Source organism: Alcanivorax sp. (assembly GCF_040119285.1).
Taxonomy (GTDB): Bacteria; Pseudomonadota; Gammaproteobacteria; order Pseudomonadales; family Alcanivoracaceae; genus Alcanivorax.
The window spans coordinates 14,025-36,563 of record NZ_JBEDTY010000002.1; the positions used below are offsets into that span (position 1 = coordinate 14,025).

Annotated in this window: 18 protein-coding genes; 9 read left to right on the plus strand and 9 right to left on the minus strand. The window is 54.5% G+C overall.

Annotated elements, in window-relative coordinates:
• Window positions 1–22 precede the first annotated feature (22 nt).
• From ABNH10_RS00095 to ABNH10_RS00105, 3 genes are all read right to left on the minus strand, one after another.
• The gene (locus ABNH10_RS00095) at window positions 23–1,072 is read right to left on the minus strand and encodes an ABC transporter ATP-binding protein (RefSeq protein ID WP_011588002.1); all 1,050 of its coding nucleotides are present in this window, start codon (window positions 1,070–1,072) and stop codon (window positions 23–25) included.
• A gap of 65 nt (window positions 1,073–1,137) precedes the next feature.
• A complete protein-coding gene (argF, locus tag ABNH10_RS00100; RefSeq protein WP_349384186.1) occupies window positions 1,138–2,046 on the minus strand; it encodes an ornithine carbamoyltransferase in 909 nt (302 codons plus the stop codon).
• Window positions 2,043–3,224, minus strand: a complete 1,182-nt coding sequence (locus tag ABNH10_RS00105) for an aspartate aminotransferase family protein (protein ID WP_208742190.1) — start codon at window positions 3,222–3,224, stop codon at window positions 2,043–2,045. Before ABNH10_RS00105 ends, argF begins: the two co-directional genes overlap by 4 nt.
• Window positions 3,225–3,456: 232 nt before the next feature.
• Between ABNH10_RS00105 and ABNH10_RS00110 the strand changes: the two genes are divergently transcribed.
• The 4 genes from ABNH10_RS00110 to ABNH10_RS00125 all read left to right on the plus strand — a co-directional run bounded on the left by ABNH10_RS00110 (window position 3,457) and on the right by ABNH10_RS00125 (window position 8,712).
• Entirely contained in the window at window positions 3,457–4,998 is a 1,542-nt protein-coding gene (locus tag ABNH10_RS00110; protein WP_349384187.1) for a hydantoinase B/oxoprolinase family protein, read from the plus strand.
• A 96-nt stretch (window positions 4,999–5,094) separates the two neighbouring features.
• On the plus strand, window positions 5,095–7,278 hold the full coding sequence (locus ABNH10_RS00115; RefSeq protein ID WP_349384188.1) for a TonB-dependent receptor family protein: 2,184 nt from the start codon (window positions 5,095–5,097) through the stop codon (window positions 7,276–7,278).
• A gap of 162 nt (window positions 7,279–7,440) precedes the next feature.
• Entirely contained in the window at window positions 7,441–7,773 is a 333-nt protein-coding gene (grxD, locus tag ABNH10_RS00120) for a Grx4 family monothiol glutaredoxin (RefSeq protein WP_349384189.1), read from the plus strand.
• A 336-nt stretch (window positions 7,774–8,109) separates the two neighbouring features.
• The gene (locus ABNH10_RS00125) at window positions 8,110–8,712 is read left to right on the plus strand and encodes a peroxiredoxin (protein ID WP_007148668.1); all 603 of its coding nucleotides are present in this window, start codon (window positions 8,110–8,112) and stop codon (window positions 8,710–8,712) included.
• A gap of 128 nt (window positions 8,713–8,840) precedes the next feature.
• Here the strand turns inward: ABNH10_RS00125 and rnt are convergent, their stop codons facing one another.
• A complete protein-coding gene (rnt, locus tag ABNH10_RS00130) occupies window positions 8,841–9,509 on the minus strand; it encodes a ribonuclease T (RefSeq protein ID WP_349384190.1) in 669 nt (222 codons plus the stop codon).
• A gap of 228 nt (window positions 9,510–9,737) precedes the next feature.
• Between rnt and ABNH10_RS00135 the strand changes: the two genes are divergently transcribed.
• From ABNH10_RS00135 to ABNH10_RS00155, 5 genes are all read left to right on the plus strand, one after another.
• Entirely contained in the window at window positions 9,738–10,961 is a 1,224-nt protein-coding gene (locus tag ABNH10_RS00135; RefSeq protein ID WP_349384191.1) for an argininosuccinate synthase, read from the plus strand.
• Window positions 10,962–11,634: 673 nt separating this feature from the next.
• Entirely contained in the window at window positions 11,635–12,018 is a 384-nt protein-coding gene (gloA, locus tag ABNH10_RS00140) for a lactoylglutathione lyase (RefSeq protein ID WP_349384192.1), read from the plus strand.
• A complete protein-coding gene (locus ABNH10_RS00145; RefSeq protein ID WP_349384193.1) occupies window positions 12,018–12,476 on the plus strand; it encodes an ATP-dependent zinc protease family protein in 459 nt (152 codons plus the stop codon). The genes gloA and ABNH10_RS00145 overlap by 1 nt, the downstream gene beginning before the upstream one ends.
• A complete protein-coding gene (gene rimK / locus ABNH10_RS00150; protein WP_349384194.1) occupies window positions 12,473–13,381 on the plus strand; it encodes a 30S ribosomal protein S6--L-glutamate ligase in 909 nt (302 codons plus the stop codon). The genes ABNH10_RS00145 and rimK overlap by 4 nt, the downstream gene beginning before the upstream one ends.
• Window positions 13,382–13,497: 116 nt before the next feature.
• Window positions 13,498–14,556 (plus strand): succinylglutamate desuccinylase/aspartoacylase family protein, encoded by a 1,059-nt coding sequence (locus tag ABNH10_RS00155; protein ID WP_349384195.1) that lies wholly within the window; start codon window positions 13,498–13,500, stop codon window positions 14,554–14,556.
• Window positions 14,557–14,710: 154 nt separating this feature from the next.
• Here the strand turns inward: ABNH10_RS00155 and ABNH10_RS00160 are convergent, their stop codons facing one another.
• From ABNH10_RS00160 to ABNH10_RS00180, 5 genes are all read right to left on the minus strand, one after another.
• Window positions 14,711–16,588 (minus strand): hypothetical protein, encoded by a 1,878-nt coding sequence (locus ABNH10_RS00160; RefSeq protein ID WP_349384196.1) that lies wholly within the window; start codon window positions 16,586–16,588, stop codon window positions 14,711–14,713.
• Between the two features lie 147 nt (window positions 16,589–16,735).
• Window positions 16,736–17,860, minus strand: coding sequence for an MBOAT family O-acyltransferase (locus ABNH10_RS00165; protein ID WP_349384197.1), 1,125 nt, complete (start codon window positions 17,858–17,860; stop codon window positions 16,736–16,738).
• Complete coding sequence (locus ABNH10_RS00170) at window positions 17,853–18,752, minus strand: hypothetical protein (RefSeq protein ID WP_349384198.1); 900 nt, start codon at window positions 18,750–18,752, stop codon at window positions 17,853–17,855. The genes ABNH10_RS00165 and ABNH10_RS00170 overlap by 8 nt, the downstream gene beginning before the upstream one ends.
• Window positions 18,749–20,569, minus strand: coding sequence for an AMP-binding protein (locus ABNH10_RS00175; RefSeq protein ID WP_349384199.1), 1,821 nt, complete (start codon window positions 20,567–20,569; stop codon window positions 18,749–18,751). The genes ABNH10_RS00170 and ABNH10_RS00175 overlap by 4 nt, the downstream gene beginning before the upstream one ends.
• Window positions 20,559–22,085 carry a class I adenylate-forming enzyme family protein gene (locus tag ABNH10_RS00180; RefSeq protein ID WP_349384200.1) on the minus strand — a complete coding sequence of 509 codons (1,527 nt, stop codon included), beginning with the start codon at window positions 22,083–22,085 and terminating at the stop codon, window positions 20,559–20,561. The genes ABNH10_RS00175 and ABNH10_RS00180 overlap by 11 nt, the downstream gene beginning before the upstream one ends.
• Window positions 22,086–22,539: the final 454 nt, after the last annotated feature.

The following is a 22,539-nucleotide window of genomic DNA, read 5'->3' on the forward strand; positions in this document are numbered from 1 at the left end:
TGCATGGTTAGCACTTCAACGTTCAATGCGTTTCGAACGCTACCAGATGCTTGGTTCCCAGCCGGACATGAAGATTGTCGCCTTCTACCACATTGGTGTGGCTGTCTGTTTGGCAGAGCAGGGTTTCGTTGGCGCCGACTCTTAGGTGGTAGAGGATGCTTGCACCGGTGAATTGGCGGCGGGTGACGGGTAGGGCCAGAGGAGCGGATTCGTCGGCGATCACATCTTCCGGTCGTAGCAGAACTTCCACCTCGGTGCCGGGTTGCAGGGGTGCGCGGCTGCGCCCGGTCACATCGCCAAGGCTTGTGTGAACGGTGTTACCGTCGTGCACCGTGCCGTGCAGGAAGGTGCCGTAACCGGCGAATTCTGCCACGAAACGATTCGCCGGGGCGTGGTAGATATTGTAGGGGGTATCCCATTGTTCTAGCCGGCCTTGCTGCATGACCCCCACCCGATCGGCCAACGCAAAGGCTTCTTCTTGGTCATGGGTTACCAGCAAGGTGGTGACTTTTTCCTGACGGAGAATATCGCCTAATTCTTGGGCCAGCGACCGGCGTAGATCCAAGTCCAGGCTAGCAAAGGGTTCGTCCAGCAACAGCAGGGCTGGCTGGGGGGCCAGTGCTCGGGCTAGGGCGACGCGCTGTTGTTGCCCGCCGGAAAGTTCGTGAGGGTAGCGTTGATCAAGGCCGCCAAGGCGCACTCGTTGCAGGCAGGCTTGCACGCGTTCCTGGCGTTGCGAGCGGCTTTGGTGCCGCAGGCCGAAGGCTACGTTGTCGGCCACGGTAAGGTGGGGGAAAAGGGCATGTTCCTGAAACACCATGCCCAGGCCACGCTGGTTGGGTGGTAGTTGTTGGTGGGGGCCGGAGACGGTTTTGCCCAGAATGCTGATGGAGCCGGAGGTTACTGGTTCCAGCCCGGCAATGGCGCGCAGGGTGGTGGTTTTTCCGCAACCACTTGGGCCGAGCAGGCACGCGATTTCCCCGGCGGCCAGCGTCAGGCTCAGGTCATTGACGACGGTCTGCTGGTGGTAGCCGCAGGCCAGATGATTGAGGCTAAGCAGTGGTTCTTTCATGATTGCGCAGCTCTAGGCTGCACGCAACACGCAAACGTATGCGTGTGAGGCGTGCAGCGTTGCCATCAATGTTGGCCAGTGAGCAGAAATTCCAGCAAGGCTTTCTGCGCGTGCAGGCGGTTTTCGGCTTCGTCCCAGACCACGGCGCGGGGGTCGTCCATCATTTCGTGGCTGACTTCTTCGCCACGGTGGGCGGGCAGGCAGTGCATGAACAGCGCATCCGGATCGGCTTTGTCCATTAGTTCAGGGGTGACTTGATAACCCTCAAACGCGTTAAGGCGGGTTTGCTGTTCATCTTCCTGGCCCATGGAAGCCCACACATCGGTCACTACCAGATGAGCGCCTTGCACGGCGGTGGCCACGTCCGCTTCTAAGCTGACCCGCTCCGGATAGCGGCCCAGCAGGTCGTTATCTGGGGTGAAGCCGTCTGGGCAGCCGATGACCAATTCGAAATCAAACTGGTTGGCAGCGTTAATGTAACTGGCACACATGTTGTTGCCATCACCGACCCACACCACTTTCTTGCCTTGGATGCTGCCGCGATGCTCTACAAACGTCTGCATGTCGGCGAGCAGCTGGCAGGGGTGGAAGTCATCCGTGAGGGCGTTTATCACGGGTACCGCCGAGTGGTCGGCAAAGGTCTGCAGGGTGGCGTGGTCAAAGGTGCGGATCATTACCGCATCGACCATGCGTGACAGTACCCGTGCTGAATCTTCAATCGGTTCACCCCGGCCCAGCTGAGTGTCTCGGGGCGAGAGAAAGATGCTGGAGCCACCAAAATGGGTCATCGCTACTTCAAAGGATACCCGGGTGCGGGTGGATGATTTTTCGAAAATCATGCCCAGCGTTTTGCCTTTCAATGGCTCATGGTTCTGGCCGTTGCGCAGCATGGTTTTCAGCTCAATGGCGCGCTGAATCAGGTAGCCGAGTTCATCTGGAGTTAGATCGGTCAGGGTCAGGAAATGACGGGTCATGCGACCTCCTGCTCATCGGCAAAACGGTGGATCAGGGCAGACAGAGTGTCCACTAGATGCTGCATTTCAGTTTGGTTGATCACTAGCGGCGGCAGTAGCCGTACCACGGATCCGGCGGTGACATTGATTAGTAGGCCGGCGTCGCGGGCGCGGTTGACCAGCTCGGCACAAGGGCGATCGAGCTGGATACCTAGCATCAGGCCCCGCTGACGAATTTCGGTGACCATGGGCAGGTCTGAAAACGCCTGAGTAAAGGCATCTTTCAGCCAGGCGCCTTTGTCGGCCACACCATCAATGACATCATCGGTGAGCGCATTGACGACGGTCAGGGCAGTAGCGCAACCCAACGGGTTGCCGCCGTAGGTGCTGCCGTGATTACCGGGGCCGAACACACCTTCGGCTTTGCCGGCAACCAGGCAGGCGCCAATCGGAAAGCCGTTGCCTAGGCCTTTGGCCGTGGTCAGCACATCCGGAGTGACATTGGCACCCAGGCAGGCAAAGTAATCCCCGGTGCGGCCGTTGCCGGACTGTATTTCATCGAGCATCAGTAGCCAGTCGTTGCGATCGCACAGGGCGCGCAGGCCAGCCAAGTAGTCGTCCGCAGGAATGTGGATGCCACCTTCGCCCTGCACCGGTTCTACCAGTACAGCGACGATGTCGCGGTTCTCTGCTAATGCTTCTACTGCCGCCAAGTCATTGAACGGGACGCGAACAAAGCCGTCCAGCAAGGGTGCAAAACCTTCCTGCACCTTGGCGTTGGCAGTGGCCGACAAGGTGGCCATGGTGCGGCCGTGAAAGCTGCCTTCCATCACCACCACGGTGGGGCAGGTGATCTGTTTGCGAGAGCCGTACAGGCGGGCAATCTTGATGGCCGCTTCGTTGGCTTCTGCACCAGAATTGGAGAAAAACACGTTTGCCATGCCGCTCAACTCACACAGACGCTGCGCCAGCGATTCTTGGGCGGGAATGCGGTACAGGTTGGACGTGTGCACTAATTGCCTGGCCTGTTCAGCCAGGGTTCGGGTCACCGCCGGGTGGCAGTGGCCCAGGTTACACACACCAATTCCGGAGATGGCATCCATGTATTTGTGGTCGTTTTCGTCATATAACCACACGCCTTCGCCCCGCACGAAAGCCACTGGCTGGCGCGCGTAGGTGGGGATCAAATATTGCGACATAGCAGGCAATTGATCATTGGTAATGAATAGCTGATAACGAGCCAGTGCGCTCTTATCCGCGTCTGGTTCCCGTCCCAAAACAAAAAACGGCAGCCGAGGGCTGCCGGAACCGCCGATAATAGCGCAGTTATTGGCCAATAGTTAATAGTTGATGCAAGACAATGAACAAGGGCAGACTGCTCTGCATTAGATTTTCGCTATCAACTATTCATTATTGACTGCCTATTGCCCTATGAATCCTGTCCAGCTGAGTATTTTTGCCAACCGCCTTGGCGGTATCTGTGAGGAAATGGGTGCGGTATTGCGCCTGAGTGCGCTGTCCCCGAACATCAAGGACCGACTCGACTTTTCCTGTGCTATTTTTGATGCCCAAGGTCGGCTGTGCGCCCAGGCGGCCCATATCCCGGTGCATCTTGGGTCCATGGCTTATGCCATGGCGGATCTGGTCACGGGCAGAGAGTGGCAGGCAGAAGATCTGATGGTGGTGAATGATCCCTATTTGGGTGGCACGCATTTGCCGGATGTAACGGTGGTTGCGCCGGTATTTCAGTCGCAGACCCTAATGGACTTCACTGTGACCCGGGCCCACCATGCGAATATTGGTGCCCACAGCCCTGGATCCATGCCGGTATCTACCCATCTGGAGCAAGAAGGGATTGTTATTGCTCCCAGTTGGCTAAAACGCGCAGGGCAATGGCAGGTGCCTTTGTGCCGGCGCCTAGCCGGGCTGGAGGAGCACGGGACGTTGCCGGTAGAGACTCCGCGTTTTGCCGACTTTTCTGCCCAGGCTAGTGCCTGTGAGGCGGGTGCCCGGCGTTTGGTGGAGCTGGCTGATCAGCAATTTGATCTGGTGGCGGCCTTTGATGCCCTCAATGCGTATGGTGAAAAGCGTGCTCGCGCTCGCATCGCGACCCTGCCGGATGGTTGTTACCGGTTCCAGGATTACATGGACGACGATGGCCAGGGCCAGCAGGGCATCCTCATTACCGTCAGCCTCACGATTTGCGGAGATCAGGCCTCTCTGGATTTTAGTGGCACGGCAGATCAGGTGGCGGGAAATATCAATTGCCCGTTGTCCGTGGCAGCCGCAGCGGTCTATTACTGTTTTCGCTGCTTGATGGACGATGACGTGCCTGCCTGCGATGGTCTCTTTCGGCCTATCAAGCTGTCCGCTCCGCCAGGCTCGTTGCTCAATGCCCGCCGCCCGGCGGCGGTGGCGGCCGGCAATGTGGAAACCAGCTCACGGGTGGTGGATGTGGTGCTGGGAGCGCTGGCTCAGGCGGCGCCGGAGGCAATTCCCGCAGCCAGTCAGGGAACCATGAATAATGTGGCTATGGGCGCTGGCGGTGACAATGGCTGGGATTATTACGAAACCATGGCCGGTGGTACTGGCGCTCATGCGGGTGGCCCTGGGCTGTCGGCGGTGCACAGTCATATGACTAATACTCTCAATACGCCAGTCGAAAGCCTTGAGTCTCACTATCCGCTGAGGGTGCACCGTTATCAATTGCGCCGGGGGAGTGGGGGGAGTGGGCAGTTTATGGGGGGCGAGGGTTTGGTCCGTGAGTTGGAGTTCTTGGCCGATGCCCAGGTCACTCTGCTTACCGAGCGCCGCCTTTACGCTCCCTGGGGGCTGGCCGGCGGGCAAAGCGGAGCGGTGGGGGAAAACTGCTATAACGGCCGGTTGTTGCCACCGAAAGCCAGCTTCACCGCTCGCACCGGTGATCGGTTGTTAGTGGCTTCCCCCGGCGGTGGAGGGTATGGCAACCGCTAATGCAAATGAGAACTATAGCATATTGATATTGATTCTTTTTCGTTATATCTTCTCCGCGCTTACACTATTTACATTTGCGTCGGGAAGGGAAAAGTCATGTATTTGCAGCGCCGCTTGCTTTGCTGTGCCATCGCCTCCGCCATGGCCGCTCCAGCTTTTGCTGATCAAGCCAATGAGCTGAAACCGGTACAGATTATTGGGGATCGTCAGAGCACTTTTAGCGTCAGTGGTTCTGCGCACGTGCTTACTAACGAAGATTTGGAAGAAAAGGAAAACACCGATGTGCACCGCATGCTGCGCGACGTGCCCGGCGTGTATTTCCAGGAAGAAGACGGTTACGGCTTGCGCCCAAATATCGGTATCCGTGGTTCTGGCCGAGAGCGTTCCAGTAAGATCTCGCTAATGGAAGATGGTGTGTTGATTGCGCCGGCCCCTTATGCTGCTCCGGCCGCTTACTACTTCCCCAGTGCCGGCCGTTTCTACGGTGTTGAGGTGTTGAAAGGGCCGGATACTCTGCGTTATGGCCCCTTTACCGTGGGCGGAGCCATTAACTTCCTGTCTACCCCGATTCCTGCCCGTGCGTCCGGCATGGTGAATGTGGAAGGTGGTGAAGATGGGTCGCAACGCGCCCATGCCTATTATGGTGCCACCGAAGGCCAGTTTGGTTTCATGCTGGAAGCCCATCAACAACGAGCCCAAGGTTTCAAGGATATCGACCGCTCCAACCGCGATAGTGGTTTTGATAAGCGTGACTATGTCGCCAAGCTGCGCTGGCAGGCCCCGGAAACTGCAGATATTCAACAGGCATTTGAGTTGAAGCTGGAGCATTCCAGTGAGGTTTCTGACGAAACCTACCTGGGCCTGACCGACCGGGATTTCGAAAACGATGCCAACCGTCGCTACGGTATGAGTGATATCGATCAGATGGATAATGATCGTGATGCGGTATCTTTGCGCCATACTTTGGTGTTTGACGAGAATACCCAGTTGAACTCTGTGGTGTATCGTAACGAGTTCAACCGTAACTGGTACAAATTGGCCAGTATTGGTGGCCAGAGTATTGGTGGTTTTGTGGCGGACGCTAACGCCAATGGCGGCACTAAGCAGGCCGTCCTGGATGGTACTGCTGATGCCACGGATTTGGTTTACAAGAACAATGATCGGGAATACATCTCCGAAGGTGTGCAGACTGAATTGAATCACCGTTTCCAGACCGGTTCAGTGGACAATGACCTGATTGTCGGGGCCCGTTACCATCAAGACGAGGTGGACCGCTACCAGCCCACGGATACCTTTGACCAGACTAATGGTAGCTTGGAATACCAGACGTCTACTTTGCCCACGGGTGGTGATAACCGTCTGGAAAATGCGGATGCGGTGTCTGCCTGGATCATAGACCACGCGTATGTTGGTGATTTCATCGTCACCGGCTCATTGCGTTACGAGAACGTGGAAAGCAAGAGCAAGCGCTGGGGCGACCCGGCACGCGACACGGTAAGTTCACGCACTGAAAACCGTAACGAAGAGCTGATGGCGGGGCTGGGCGCTACTTGGCTGCTCAATGACAATTGGTCGGTGTTAGCGGGTGTTCATCAGGGTTTTGCTCCGGCAGGCGCGTCTTCCCAGAAAGGCACCGATGCGGAAAAAAGCGTTAACTACGAAACCGGTTTCCGCTACTGGCAGGAAAACTTCAGTGCGGATGTGATTGCGTTCTACAGCGATTATGAAAACACCATTCAGAACTGTTCCATTGCTAATCCATGCCCCAATGGCAATGACTCTGGCACCCAGAGCTTTGGTGAGTCCGAAGTACGGGGTCTGGAAGTGGGCTTGAGCAGTGTGATCTGGGAAGGTGATAGCGGCCTGCGAGCGCCGGTACGGCTGGCTTATACCTACACCGACGGTGAAATCACCAAAGATGCGGATGATTTGTCCGTGCTGGACGGGGATGTTCTGCCTTACCTGCCTGAGCATTTAGCCAGCCTCACTTTTGGCCTGGAAAAACCGGCGGCCTGGTCTGCACTGATGTCCGTCAGCCATACCGATGGTATGTGCGTGGATAATAGCTGTGACCGCTCTGGTCAGGTCACTACGTTCAAACGCACCAGCGATTACGTGATTGCCGATATCGTGGCGACTTATCAGGTGAACAGTGATATGGAAGTGTATGCCAAGGTGGATAACGTATTTGACGATCAAGAAATCGTTTCTCGTGATCCTGCCGGTGCTCGCCCCAACAAGCCGCGTACTGGCTACGTGGGCATGAAAGTGCATTTCTAAGATGCTATTGGTGACATGGGAAAGGGGGCTTCGGCTCTCTTTTCTGTTTTCGGGCCTCTTGAAGCTGCGCCTCTGCGACCCCATCTGGGATGGGCAGGGCCATCAGTGGTAGAATAGTGGCCAATCACAGCCAATACACCCCACAACCGCCAGGTAGTCAGTATGGATGTTATCCAGGTCATCAAAGACCAGATCGAAAAGAACCCGGTGATCCTCTACATGAAAGGGTCCCCCCAGTTTCCCCAGTGTGGGTTTTCCGCACAGGTGGTGGAGGCGATGACCGCCATTGGCAAGCCGTTTGCCTATGTGAATATTCTGGAAGCCCCGGAAATTCGTCAGAATCTGAAAGAATATGCCAACTGGCCGACTTACCCGCAGTTGTGGGTGGGCGGCGAATTGGTCGGCGGCTGCGATATCATTATGGATATGTACCGTTCTGGTCAGCTTAAAGAGATGGTTGACGGCGTTGCCGTGGAATCGGATGACAACGCTTGAATAGAGCGTTGGCATTACGTAAAACCCGGCCTTAGCGCCGGGTTTTTTGTCTATGGCGTATTTTGTTTGTGGCATTCTTGCTGATCGGGTGCAGTTGATTAATACCTGCCCTAGCCCTGAATTGGCGTCGTTTTGCGCAAACGATGCAGATTCCTGCTAAAGAAAGCCTTTTGCCTGTTGAAAGCCGAGGCACAATCCCCATGATTGTCCAATGCGGCACTAGCCCAATGCAGTATTGCCATGGGCGTTGTATGATTTGCTGCACTGATTTCAAGCGGCCAGAGAGACGGTATTGTTCTGGCTATATCGTATAAATGGAAACAATGGAGAGAAACAATGGGCGTTCTGGTAGGTAAACCTGCACCGGATTTTACTGTTCCTGCTGTATTGGGCGATGGCAGCATCGTTGATGAGTTCACCCTGTCCGAAGCCATTAAAGGCAAGTATGGCCTGGTATTCTTCTACCCGCTGGACTTCACCTTCGTGTGCCCGTCCGAGCTGATCGCTCTGGATCATCGTATGGACGCGTTCAAAGAACGCAATGTTGAAGTGATTGGCGTTTCCATCGATAGTCACTTTACTCACAATGCATGGCGTAACACCCCCGTTAACGATGGCGGCATCGGCCCAGTGAAATACACCTTGGCCGCTGACATGAACCACGGTATCGCCCAGTCCTACGACGTTGAGTCTGAAGGCGGCATGGCTTTCCGTGGCGTGTTCCTGATCGACCAGAACGGTGTGGTGCGCAGCCAGATCGTTAACGATCTGCCGCTGGGCCGTAACATGGACGAGCTGATTCGTCTGGTTGATGCCCTGCAGTTCCACGAAGAGCACGGTGAAGTATGCCCGGCGGGTTGGCAGAAAGGCGATTCCGGTATGAAGGACACCCCGGACGGCGTGGCCGAGTACCTGTCTGGTAATGCCGACAAGTTGTAATAAAAGCCGCACAAAGAAAAGGGGCGCTAGAAATAGCGCCCTTTTTTTTGTGCTTCATGCGGCACGCCACACGCGGGAACGTGGTGGCGTTAGCGTGTGCGTGCCGTCGTGAAGGGTGTTGCGTTAATTCAATCCAACTCTTTCGCCAGTGTTGGCGGGATGGTTTTTGCGGGTGGGGGTGGCCAGCCGCCGAGGGTCTTGAAGCGATTGACCATGGAGCAGAACAGTTCTGCGGTGCGGGTGGCGTCATACAGCGCGGAATGAGCCTCGCGCTGGCTGAAGCGGATACCGGCGGCTTCACAGGCTTTCGCCAGCACCGTCTGCCCGTAGACCAGCCCGGCCAGAGCAGCAGTATCGAAGCTGGAGAACGGGTGGAACGGGTTACGCTTAATGTCGGTGCGGTCGGTGGCGGCGTTCAAAAAGCCCTGATCGAAGAAACTGTTATGTCCTACCAGCACCGCACGGTTGCAGCCGTGTTGTTTTATCGCCTTGCGCACAGGCTCGAAGACACCCTTGAGGGCGGTTTCTTCCGGTACCGCACCGCGCAACGGGTTGTTTGGGTCGATACCGGTAAAATCCAGTGCAGCCTGTTCCAGGTTGGCTCCGGGGAACGGGTCCACATGAAACTGGATGCGGGTGGATGGCCGCAGATTGCCCTGGGCGTCCATTTCAATCAAAACGGCGGCGATTTCCAGCAGCGCGTCGGTTTGGGAATTAAATCCCCCGGTTTCCACGTCGATAACGACGGGCAAAAAGCCGCGGAAACGTAGCGCCAGGCTGGGATGCTGATCGCTCATGATCACTCCATCAAACATAAAGACCCCACAGAAACGCTAAGCGCAACGGCGAGGGGGGCTTATGCTACCGGAATAGCTACGCAGGCAACAGGTGAAACCGCTCGCGCGGCCGTCATGGAGGTGACGGGCAAGGGGGCAGGCGGGTACAATACGCCCCCTCTATATGCCTCACGATTCATCGGGCGCTGGCTCATGCGCTGCCGGCGACCCATTTGCGGAGTCTTTTCAATGTCCAAGATCAACAAGGTGGTACTGGCTTATTCCGGTGGCCTGGATACCTCGGTTATCGTCAAATGGCTGCAAGATACCTATGACTGTGAAGTGGTGACGTTCACCGCGGATATCGGTCAGGGTGAGGAAGTGGAGCCGGCCCGGGCCAAGGCAGAAGCCATGGGCGTGAAAGAGATCTACATTGAAGACCTGCGCGAAGAGTTCGTCCGTGACTATGTCTTCCCTATGTTCCGTGCCAATGCCATTTACGAAGGTGAATATCTGCTGGGTACGTCTATCGCCCGCCCGCTGATCGCCAAGCGTCTGGTGGAAATTGCCGAAGAAACCGGCGCTGATGCCATTTCTCATGGTGCCACCGGCAAAGGTAATGATCAGGTCCGTTTCGAGCTGGGTGCCTACGCCCTGGCGCCGGGTATCCAAGTGATTGCTCCCTGGCGGGAGTGGGACTTGAACTCCCGCGAAAAGCTGATGGCGTACTGTGAGGAGCGCAATATTCCGGTGGATTTCTCCAACAAGAAGAAGAAATCTCCGTACTCCATGGATGCCAACCTGCTGCACATCTCTTATGAAGGCAGCAACCTTGAAGACCCATGGTGGGAAGCAGAAGAAGACATGTGGCGCTGGAGTGTTAGCCCGGAAGCGGCCCCCGACCAGGCCACCTATATCACTTTGGGCTTTGAGAAGGGCGATATTGTTTCCATCGACGGCGAAACATTGAGTCCGGCCGACGTGCTGACCAAGCTGAACAAGCTGGGCGGAGATAACGGCATTGGCCGCCTGGATATCGTGGAAAACCGCTATGTGGGCATGAAGTCCCGTGGCTGCTATGAAACCCCCGGTGGCACTATCATGTTGCCGGCTCACCGTGCTATCGAGTCTCTAACGCTGGATCGTGAATCCGCACACTTGAAAGATTCGGTAATGCCCAAGTACGCGGAGCTGCTGTACAACGGTTACTGGTGGAGCCCGGAACGCCTGGCGCTGCAGAAGCTGATCGATGCCACCCAGGAACACGTGAACGGTGAAGTGCGCTTGAAGCTCTATAAAGGCAGCGTGACTGTGGTGGGTCGTCGTTCCGACAGTGACAGCCTGTTCGACGCCTCCATCGCTACTTTTGAAGACGATGCCGGAGCCTATGATCAGAAAGACGCGGAAGGGTTTATCAAGCTGAATGCTCTGCGCCTGCGTATTGCGGCCAAAACCGGGCGTAAGCTGAGCTAAGAAACGCAGCACCCTGCATACAGCAGGAAAACCGCCGCGAACCCCAGGTTCGTGGCGGTTTTTTTGTGGCTGGTTTTCAGTGTCATTGGTTATATAACAACCAGTAAGTTGCCTTTAGATCGTGGAATCTTTGCCACTGTAGAGGGGCAACTATTTCCCGGTGTTCTACACGGCTTTGTGGAATACGGCATGCCAGAGTAAAAATATTCCGGGTGTTGACCCCCCCAGGATCTGAGAGCTCTGCTGGTGAAAACGGAAAGTGTGCGTGAACGATTACACTCACCACGGTATCGTGTTGAGCGCGGGTGGCAGCACGCTTCTTCGTGGCCGTGGGGACGGAATGATTGTAGTTACGGCTGAAAGCCCGCATTAAGAAACAGCCGTATGGGCTGGCTGCCAGCAAAGATGGTGATCACGGCTATATATCATGAAGTGGCCCCGACCAGATGCCCGTGTTCAATTACGCCCGTGGCTAGGAAGTGGCCCGGTGGATGTGGCTGGACGCTTGTTGCCAGACGCGCGAGAGACCTCGCCTCTGGCCTGGCGGCGGGCCTTGACTATCGGCTTTACGGTTTTTTTCTTGTCAATTTCCCTCACTGACACCACACTCCGCCTTGGCAGGGCAGCCACAGTGAAGCCCGCAGCGTTTTATCGAATCAGGAGCGGTTCTTCTATGCGAATCCTACATACCATGCTGCGTGTGGGCGACCTTGATGCGTCCATCGTTTTCTATACCCAGGTGCTGGGGATGACCGAATTGCGCCGTAAAGACTACCCGGAAGGGCGCTTTACCAATGCTTTCGTGGGGTATCAGCCGGAATCCGAAGGGGCGGTGTTGGAGCTGACCTACAACTGGGACCACTCCTCTTATGATTTGGGCGACGGCTATGGCCATGTGGCTCTGGCGGTAGACGACGTGTACGCTGCTTGTGAGCGTATTCGGGAAAAAGGCGGCCGTATTACCCGTGAGCCGGGGCCCATGAAGCATGGCACCACGGTACTGGCCTTTGCCCAGGACCCGGATGGATACAAAATCGAATTGCTAGGGCGTGAGTGATGGCATCACACGATTCGCAGGCGAGCAACAAGGTGACGGTTGGTTGGCGGGAGTGGGCGACGTTGCCTGGGTTGGGTATCGACGCCATCAAGATGAAGGTGGACACTGGCGCCCGCACTTCGGCGTTGCACGCCTATCAGGTAGAAGGTTTTGAGCGCGACGGCAACGAATGGGTGCGTTTCTGCATCCATCCGATTCAAGATCAGGACACCATTCGTGAATGCGAAGCTCCGGTGCTGGACCGCCGTGTGGTCACCGACTCCGGTGGGCACAAGGAGGAGCGCCCGGTGATTCGCACTGAGATTGCGCTGGGCGGGCGTCACTGGCCCATTGAAATCACCCTCACTGACCGTGAAAACATGAAATTCCGCATGCTGCTGGGGCGAACTGCCATGGACTTGATAACCGTGGACCCGACAGCGTCATTCCTACTGGGCGGCACAAAAGAGCAACCATGAAAATTGCGATTCTTTCTCGAAACAAGCGTTTGTACTCCACTCGTCGCATGGTCGAAGCCGGTGAAGCGGCGGGCCATGAAATGCACGTCATCGACACCCTGCGTTGCTATATGAGTATGGTGGCCCACAAGCCGGAGATTCATTACAAAGGTGAAGTGCTGGAAGGCTTTGATGCAGTGATCCCTCGTATCGGCGCCTCGATTACCCAGTACGGCACGGCGGTAGTGCGCCAGTTCGAAATGATGGGTGTGTTTCCGGTGAATGAATCGGTGGCGATCTCTCGCTCCCGGGATAAACTTCGCTCTTTGCAGCTCTTGTCGCGTAAAGGGGTTGGCCTGCCGATTACCGGCTTTGCTCACTCTCCGGATGACATTCCTGATCTGATCAACATGGTTCGCGGTGCTCCGCTGGTGATCAAGATGCTGGAAGGCACCCAGGGGATCGGTGTGGTGCTGGCGGAAACACGCAAGGCGGCAGAATCGGTAATCGAAGCCTTTATGGGTTTAAACGTGTCGGTGATGGTGCAAGAGTACATCAAGGAAGCCGGTGGTGCGGATATCCGCTGTTTCGTGGTAGGTGGCAAGGTGATTGCGGCCATGAAGCGCCAGGCCGCACCGGGTGAATTTCGCTCCAACCTGCACCGCGGTGGCAGTGCCAGCCTGATCCGCATTACTCCGGAAGAACGGGCCACCGCCGTGCGTGCCGCACGCATAATGGGCCTCAATGTGGCCGGTGTGGATCTCCTGCGCTCACACCATGGCCCTGTGGTTATGGAAGTAAACTCTTCGCCGGGCCTGGAAGGCATTGAAGCTGCCACTAGCAAGGATGTGGCCGGTTTGCTGATCAAGTTCATCGAAAAGGATGCGCGGCCCTACAGAACCCAGACAAAAGGGGCCAAAGGCTGACCGTGGCCACCACAGGAGCCGCTTGAGAGAAAATGGGCAGGCACCATTCGCCTCTCAAGCGGTTCCTGCAAAAGGTCTGCATCGCGGTGGTTTCCCTGCAAGGTAATGAATAAGAAATGAAAAATAGCAAAGAACCTAAAAATGCTCCCTTTGAAATCAACGGCATTACGGTTCAACCGGGCACCCGGGCGAAAGTAGAATTGCCGTTAGCGCAGCTTTATACCCAGACACCATTGAACGTACCGATCCATGTGGTTCATGGGCGCAAGCCGGGGCCGGTATTTATGGTCAGCGCGGCTATTCATGGTGACGAACTCAACGGCGTAGAAATCATTCGCCGCCTGTTGCGCCACTCCGCATTAAAGACCCTCAGCGGTACCGTACTGGCGGTGCCGGTGGTAAATGTGTTTGGCTTTATTCATAAATCTCGCTACTTGCCAGATCGCCGGGACTTGAACCGCTGTTTTCCCGGTTCGGAAACCGGCAGTTTGGGCGCGCGCATGGCGTGGCAGTTCAAAACTCAAGTGCTGGATCGGGTTAGCCATGCGGTGGATCTGCACACCGGCGCTATTCATCGCGATAACCTGCCGCAAATTCGGGCCAACCTGTCCAACGAAGATACCGGTGCCATGGCCAACGCCTTTGGCGTGCCGGTGGTGATTAACTCGGTACTGGGCGAAGGCACCTTGCGCGAAGTAGCAGAAGCCCAAGGCATTCCGGTGATTACCTATGAAGCCGGCGAAGCGCTGCGCTTTGATGAGTCCTGCATCCGGGCCGGCGTGAAAGGCGTGCTCAATGTGATGCATCACCTGGGTATGACCGGTAACCGCCGAACCAAAGCCCCGCGTGAGCCTTATATCGCTCGCTCCTCAAGCTGGGTACGAGCGGAGCGCGATGGCGTGTTCCTGTCGCTGGTGGCGCTGGGCGCCTGGATTAAAAGCGGCGACTTGATCGGCCGTATTTCCAGCCCGTTTGGTGGCGACGACGTGGATATTATTTCTCCTGCATCGGGTATTCTGGTGGGCCGCAACAACTTGCCGCTGGTGAATGAAGGCGAAGCCTTGTATCACATTGCTCGCTTCGAGGAAGTCAGCGAAGTGGCGGAATCCCTGGAAGTCTTTACCACAGATATTGAAGAAGGGTCGATCTTGTCGGGGGAGCCGCCGATCGTTTAATACTTGAGTGCGACGCTGTGTCGCACTCGCACTTTCCTTACTTCGCTACACTTGTTCCTGTTCATATCGAGAAGGCTGCCTTTTCGCCAGGCTGCTCCTTCTGCGCGAGGTTACCAGTGGGGCAGGGCGGGTTCTGATAGTCAGCACTAGACGTTTATTGATTGTGGGCGCTATGATTTGACAGGGCTTTGCAGGTGAGGATGATCAGTTGTTGCCATGCGTCCCCTTCCGGGGTGGCCCAATCGGGTATCCCTATTTGATGTTTCAGTGCCACACAGGCATTGAAAAGCTCTTCCAGAGAGAAATTCACTCTTTCTGTGCCCACCTGGAACTCAATTTTGCCACCCTGCAAACAGGAAAGTGCAGGCCAGGGCTGCGGCAGATTACCCAGCTTATCCAATAACTCAGCGGGGGTGCTGGAATGCGCTTTTCCGGACACTGCACTCGTGTGGCTGCACCTGCTTTCGACTGCGCATTCTTCAAACCCTGCCGTTGCACCGAGAGAGGCGGCAACCAGCCCTGTTATAGTAAACAAGGGCGCTGAGTTTCCCGAGAGGGTTATCCGTGTCCCCGGGCGTACACCTTCCTGCAGCAGCAGGGCTGCCAATCCGGTCCCGAGTTGTACTAGTTCCCCAGCGGACAATTCACCAAGAGAGGGGATCTCCATATTTGCATCGCTGTGTTCCCAAGCGGACCAAAAATAACGGGTGGAGATCTGTTCGACAGGTAACTGGTTGCTATGGAAGCGCTGAAGTCGATGGGCTGATAAAGAGACTTTTTCGGGTAACACAACCTCGGAAAGTGCCAGCCGCTCCAGGGTTTCTACAAGGCCAGATCCCTGGCGCGAAATCCTGTCAGCCGTCGCTCCGTTCATAGCATGTATCAGGGCAACCCAGTCGAGCCTACTCAATGCAAGAGGCGTGTCAGGAAGACGCTTCTGGTATACAGGGTGGCGTAGCAAGAGGTGCTCGGCCTCACCATTGTGTAACGTTTTGCTCACAGAGGTTGTGCTGCGAATTGGGTCGAAGCGCAACAGGGGGTTGACCAGATATCGGGTAGATGAAGCCGGCATGGCTTGTGTCACCGGGGGCGGAAGAGCAGGAGAAAAAGAAGAGGGAAGAATAAAAACCAGTCCGTTGTAATGAGAGGTATCACTGTCATCCTCTAAGGGCGCCAGCGAAGGGCCTTCAAAAAGATTCTCCTCACTCAATACCCAACCTTGACGATCATTATTGGCACTCAGTCTTTGCAACCACTTTCGATAATCCTGACCATGGAATTGGTTGCAGCCCCTATCAAACCAGGGGCTGGGTTCGCTATTGGTAAGATGTATGTGTGGAAAAACACATGCCCCCTCCGGCTTGGTGATTCGCAGACATTCAGAGACGAAAGGGTAGAAACTATATCGATGTAAAGAATCCAGCCCATACACCAACCCAACTGAGCCAGAATCAAGGGGGATCGGCCGCTCGGGGTGGGTGAAAATAATATCGAGGTTGGGTGCTCTGTTTTTCATGGCCAGCAAGTGCCGATAACCTCGATAGGCCAGCACACTGCTATTCCCTTCCCAGATAGACAGAATGCGTTGATTCGGGAAGAGCCCTGCCAGCCATTCTCCGCTCCAGCCTGTACGTCCCCATGTGTCTAGAATAAGATCGTTCTCGACAAGTTGCCCTTCTAAATGTGGGATGAGCGGGGTAAATGCACGTGTTGATTCGTTGAAGGGTTGGAAGGCAGCGTAGACCTCAATAGCACCACGGCAGTTTTTCTGGTGATGGTATTGATCAAAATCTTCAGCTGTGCCGAAAAGTTTATTGCCAAGGGTTATCAGCGCTTCGGGACTGGCCTGTTCGGGATGAAGCCGGGGTTCAGTGAAGAAGGCGAAGCCGTCAATCACGGGGATGATGATCGCGCAGCCGTTACACTCCAGGTATCCGTTAAGTAGTCGTTCTTTGTCGCTGTGATGAGAAACCTTTTGGTAAGGACGTTGACAGCTGGGGCAGGCGATTTTTTCAATGATGGACTGGTGCATAATACGTTACCCGTGAAGATAGACCAGTTGCGCTTGGGGTAGGCCGGAGAAGTAGACGATCAACACGATGAGGGCCGCGTACCACAAGCAATAAAAGGTATTGACGAGCGGGCGAGGAAGCTTTTTACAAAACCAGGTATACATAGGTCACTTCCCTATTAGCCAATGTTCGATGCTTTGTGTGACGGGGAAACTGAATAGCACGAAGTGCAGCGTTATCAATATCGCCGCACACTGCCAGATAATTTTTAGTGGCGCGGGCAGCGTGTCAATGGCGTTAGACGCGCGAGCTGAGAAGGCCCGGTACAATGTGATCCCGAGGCCGTGGTAGGCGCCCCAAAGAATGTATCGCAATGACGGCTCATGCCACAGCCCCAATACAACCATTGATGATATGACCGCCAGACTGTGGCTTCTTCCACTTGCCAGAACTGGGGTGTAGATATAGTCCCTGCACCAAGTAGAGAGTGAAATATGCCATCGTTGCCAGAACTCGCTGATATTTCTTGAGAGAAATGGCCAGTTAAAGTTCTCCCTTATTCTAAAGCCCATCATTGCGGATAGTCCTACAGCGAGATCACTGAATCCGCTAAACATAATGTATAAACGCAGCCAGAATATTATTGCGGAGAAATAAACTCCGATCACTCCCGGCTGGTGGGCCCAGGCCTGAAACTGACCTTCGAGTTTGATATCAAGCAGATAGTTGCCAATGATAATGATCTTGGCTAATCCGTAGATGACCCTTCGATTGCCACTGACAAAAAGAGATGCATCCCATCGTCTTCTTCTTAGATCGCGGGTAAATTCATCGAATCGATGAATAGGGCCGACTGGAAGAGTGGCAGGAAGGAACTGGTAGCACAGGTACTCAGAGAAGCTATGTTCGCGCAGGGTTCCCTTGAAAGATTCAAACATGTAGTGAATCAAGCGCAGCGTGTAATAGGCCATCCCGAGTGGAAGAATAAGTGTCGTTGCGATTCCTTCTCCCGTTTGTTGCGCTGATAGCATACAAGAAAGGTAGCCTCCAGCAAGTATGGTTATGCTGGCCAACAGCGCGGGGCGCCCAGTTGGATACCACTGAACAACAGCAAAAGTCACCAGGGTTGAGGTGGCAAGAAAGAGAAGAGATAAAGGTGCAAGGTGAGCCAGTAAGGCTATGCCACAAGTGGCAATGCCAATGGGCTGCCACCGGGTTGGAGCGCACCAGCTTAGGATTAGCGCGCCGAGGGTCCAGCACAGGTAAGCCAGTAGCAAGGGGGTGTCAGTCATCGCTTAAGCCTTTATGCGAGAATGGGCTATTGGCAATTTGGGTCACAAGCCACTGGCTGAATTTCTCGCGACCGCTTTCCCGTAAATGTCCGTGATCACAATAATCAATTTCGGGAAGAAGAAGCGGTGGCGGTTTCCAGTTGGAGAAACCTGGCATGTCGGCATAGCGGGTACGCAAGCGGCTTGCTTCGACTCTTAATTTCTGAGGAAAGAAAGCGTTTGCAGCGGGTGAGCGGGGAAGTTCGAGTAATACCACATGGGTTCCCTGTTCTACCATCGGCATCAGGTAGTCATGATAGTCGGCCCGTTCGCTTTCAGAGCTTACTTTGCGCGTTTCAACATTTTTTTCGAACCTTTTTAGCAAAGAAGGTTTTTCCTTTATACACAGCTCTGCTTTTTTAAAAGCAATAATGCCGTAATTTTCCTTTGTGATATTCTTTTTTCTGAGTAAATCTATGATCTTTCGCACGTTTTTTTTGAGTTGAAGATTCCATTGAATGCGCCTATTTTTTCCCCATGGTTCAAAGATAAGTAGATCGCTTTCCAGTAACAAAAGGTCGGGTGGGTTTTGGGTTAAGTGATCCAGAGCTGGACGTAATTGACGAATGGTTGCGCTACTGTGTGTGATGCGATAGAAATTTGCTGATATCCCCGCTTGGGAAAGGGCTTCAGAAATAGCACTGTCGAAGTGGATTCCATGGCGGCTCTTTGATGTACCGATTGCAACAATCGTTATTTGGGGGCCGGGAGCGTGTGACAGACGCTCCAGGTTTAGTCTTTCAGGTAGCCCCGGCCCCAGCCTGTGTAGATTGCACAGTATGGTTATGGTGATAACAGCCAGCCCCACTGCTGCGATCATGACAGCAAGTGGTGGTTGCCCGTCTTGCTTCATCTTTCTGCCACCTTCTCAAGGACCTTGTCCAACCTATCAAGGGACATGATTTCACGGGCACTGAACTTGACACCGATTTCCTTTTCCAGTGTTACTACCAACTCCAGATGGGCCAGAGAGTCCCATCCCGGGATGTCATTTGGGCCATGTGAAATTTTCAGGCTGGATCGTTCTGCTCTCAGGCAGCGTGCGGTGATGTCGAGTATTCGTCCGACCAATTCGGAGTCGTTGCTGGGCTGCGTTGCTATCCCACCGGTCTCTTCCAAAAGTAGTTGCACAGCATCATCAATGATAACTTTTCCTGAACGACCCCGTGGCAGGCTTTTAATAAGCTTCAGACGGGATGGCACTTTTCTTGGTTCCAGGTGGCTGGAACAGAACGTCTGCAGCGATTGAGCATCGGTTTCGTCTGAGACCACCACCAGCGATGCAACAACTTCCCCCCATACTGGATCAGGCAATCCCACTGTAATCGCTTCCTGTACCTTTGGGTGTCGTTGAATTACTTCAGTGATTTCTTCCGGGTGAATATTGAGCCCGCCCCTGATGATGATGTTTTTTTCCCGGCCGATGATCCAGTAACGGTTGCTCTCATCCTTGCGGGCGATGTCTCCAGTGTAAAACCAGCCATTTCGTAATACAGACTGAGTTAGTGGTTCATTGCGGAAGTAGCCGGACATGAGCAAATCGCCGCGGATCAGCAGTTCGCCGGATTCTCCATCAGTGACCGGTTCTCCCTGGCTATCGACGATCAGGAATTCACAGTCAACCGGTTGTCCAATGCTCCCTGGGGCGCGTGACTCTGCATCCGGGCCCGAAAAACAGCCGCCAACAACCGTTTCGGTAAGCCCGTACACATTGATGATGGGAACGTTGAAAGCGGCCTCAAAGTCTTCCCAGAGTTTTTGCTCAAGCTGGGCGCCGCAGGAAATTAATAACCGGAAGTCTCCGCCCTGGAATGCGTCTGTTTGATCCAGCCCGAATTGATGTATCAGCGATAACATAGTAGGTACTGCAACGAAATGGCTGATTCGTAGCTGGTAAACAACATCCAGAAGCTGATCGATACGAGTGATTTCGAAGCGAATGGGACGATATACAGCAGAGTGATTGAAAAAACCCATCACAGGGCCCTGAATCATTCCGTCAGCATGGGAGAGCATAAGTATGTTCAGGATGCGACTATCTTCACTGTACCCAAAACGACTAGAGAGAGTGTTCAGGTGAGCAAAAAGGGCCCGGTGGCTGATGGAGACGCCTTTAGGCTGGCTTGTTGTGCCCGAGGTAAAGAGGATATAGGCCAGAGTCTCTTGAGGAATATCACTGGGCGGTGGCATTCTCTGGACTTCATCGAGTATCCCATGAAACCCTTCGCGTTTGGGCATTTTACCGAACAGTTTCCCTGCTAGCCCTGTTTTGGTGGCAGAGGGAAAAAGCGTGAGGGTAAGTATAGGTTTGCTACCCAGAGACCAGTCTTGAATAAGCGTACTGTCGGCAATAAGCAACGATGGTTCCGCCTTGTCGATAAGAGCACAGGCTCTGTCGCTGCCAGTTTCTGGATCAAGGTTAATGACTGTGATGCCATTACACATGAACGCTACAAAAAGCAGTGCAACTTCTGCATCATCATGGCTCGCTATGACTACCCGGTCTCCTATCTGGAGCTTATGGTGTGCCACTAAACCAGCAATTGATTCGATATTTTTCTTTAGCTCAGAAAAGCGAATTTTGCGAGTGCCAACAACAAGCCATACCTGGTTGTCGTCATCTGCCAGTCGTTGGTAGCAGCTTGCTGCCGGGCATAGATCAGTTAGCATCAATAAGGTCCTTCAGGTGGTTTCGTTGCAATTTGCCATTCGACGTTCGGGGTAATGCCTCCACCATTCGGATTGATGTCGGAGTGCGATGAGGGCCTAGACGCGCTATGGCATAGTCACGTAATGCCTTTGAAAGACCCTCTGGATTTTTTGCTGACGGGGACGCAACGATCAGGGCGGCAATGTGTTCGCTTCCGGATCTGTCCTGAATGCCTAGGCAGGCAGCTTCAAGAACCTGATGATGGCTTTCAAGAACGCTTTCTACTTCCTGGGGGTAAAGGCGGTCCGTGCTAGAGGTTTTGATAAAGCTGTCTTTGCGCCCGACCATGATGAAACTACCGTCGCAACGCTGGGAAACCAAGTCTCCGGTGCGGATCCATTCTCCGTCAAAGCGGTTGGTGGTGGCTTCTTTATCGTTAAGATATCCCGTCATCGGATGGCGTTGCCGAATTAACAGTTCACCGGTGTCTTCCGCTTTGGAGGGGGGCGGATCTATTTTTATTTCGCAGCCGGCTGCCATCCCCAGAGAGTCATCTTCAGGTGACCAGCCTTGCAGGGATTGGCTCAGACACAACCCCACCGTTTCGGTCAATCCGTAGTAGTTGATCACCGGAATGCCATGGCTTCGGTAGAGCGCTTTAACGTCTTCATTTCGCAGGTCTGCACCGGTGCAGTACAGCGCCTGCAACCGTTGAAGAGACCGCGGCTCGAGCCGGTGACCCAGCAGGTTAAGATGGCGTAGTAATACAGGAGCGGCAACCAGGCGGTGAGGTTGGCTGCGGGACAGGAAATCGATCAGGTGAAAAATGGATTGCCGAGCGTGTTCCGGCCTGTATGCCCAGTGCATGCCGGCAAGTGGTGCAGCCAGAAAACCATTGCGCAGCCCGCTCATGGTGTGGGGCTCAGCCAGGTTCACAAGCATTTCTCCCGTCTGCCACTCAAATGTGGACACCGCAAGATGTGCACTTATTACAAGAGCGGCATGGCTCAATATCACAGCCTTCGGGTCCCCGGTGGAACCCGAGGTAAATAAATAGGCTGCGGGAGTGTCTTTCGGCAGGGAGGGGGGATGCCACGCGGGGTCAGTGTCGGAGATATTTTCGGTAGCAATGCCGACCTGGGTAGACAGAACAGGAATGGAGACGGCTTCCTGCCAGAAGCTGGTCAGGCCTGGTGCAGCAATGATGCACTCTGGTTTGGCTTTCTCAAGTGCTTTGCGACTGAGGTAAGCTGGCCAGTCCGGGTCCACTGGGGCAAAAATGCCGCCGATCAGCACTGTTGCCCAAAAGCATGCAAAGGCGTTATCGCTCTGATGGCCTTGGTACAGCACTACGTCTCCGGGTCCGATACCGCAGTCCTGAAGCTGTTTCCCTATTTGTCGAACCATTGCATCAAGAGAGCGTGTGCCGTATTCCTGCTTGTCCCCACGCTCGGAAAATAACACTGCACGGAATTGCTCTGCGTCAATGATGCTTTGATATAGCGATACCAGACTATCGCCGGGGCCTGTGCTCAACTAATTGTTTTCCTTATTGTTCTTTGTTTTTTGCCTTAACTTAATGTGGCGCGTTAAAACGTTTTCAGAGGAGGGATATATTACTGGGCTGGTGCAAATTTGGACAGAGCTTACGGTCTATTCCAGTGTTTCCGGACACCAAGCGGTGCCTGTGCAGGGCGTCCAAGCGCTCTCATGGGCAGCGTGCGAGCATCGTAGGGTGGCTCGGCCGCTGTAATAAGGAGGCGTGGGGGCTGTACCGAGATCCGCGAATGGGGAATAAAGACACTTTTCTGTCTGGCTCTACTGACTTGATCGAGAGGGATTGGGAGATAGCGTGCTGCGATGAGTTGTACTCTTTAATGACCTGCTTTTCGGGTTGGGCAGGCGTGCCCCTTTCTTTATTTTTTCGTTCTTTCCTTATTACTCGCTCCCGGGCCGACCTGACGCTTGTCCTTTGCTATACTCCGCGGCT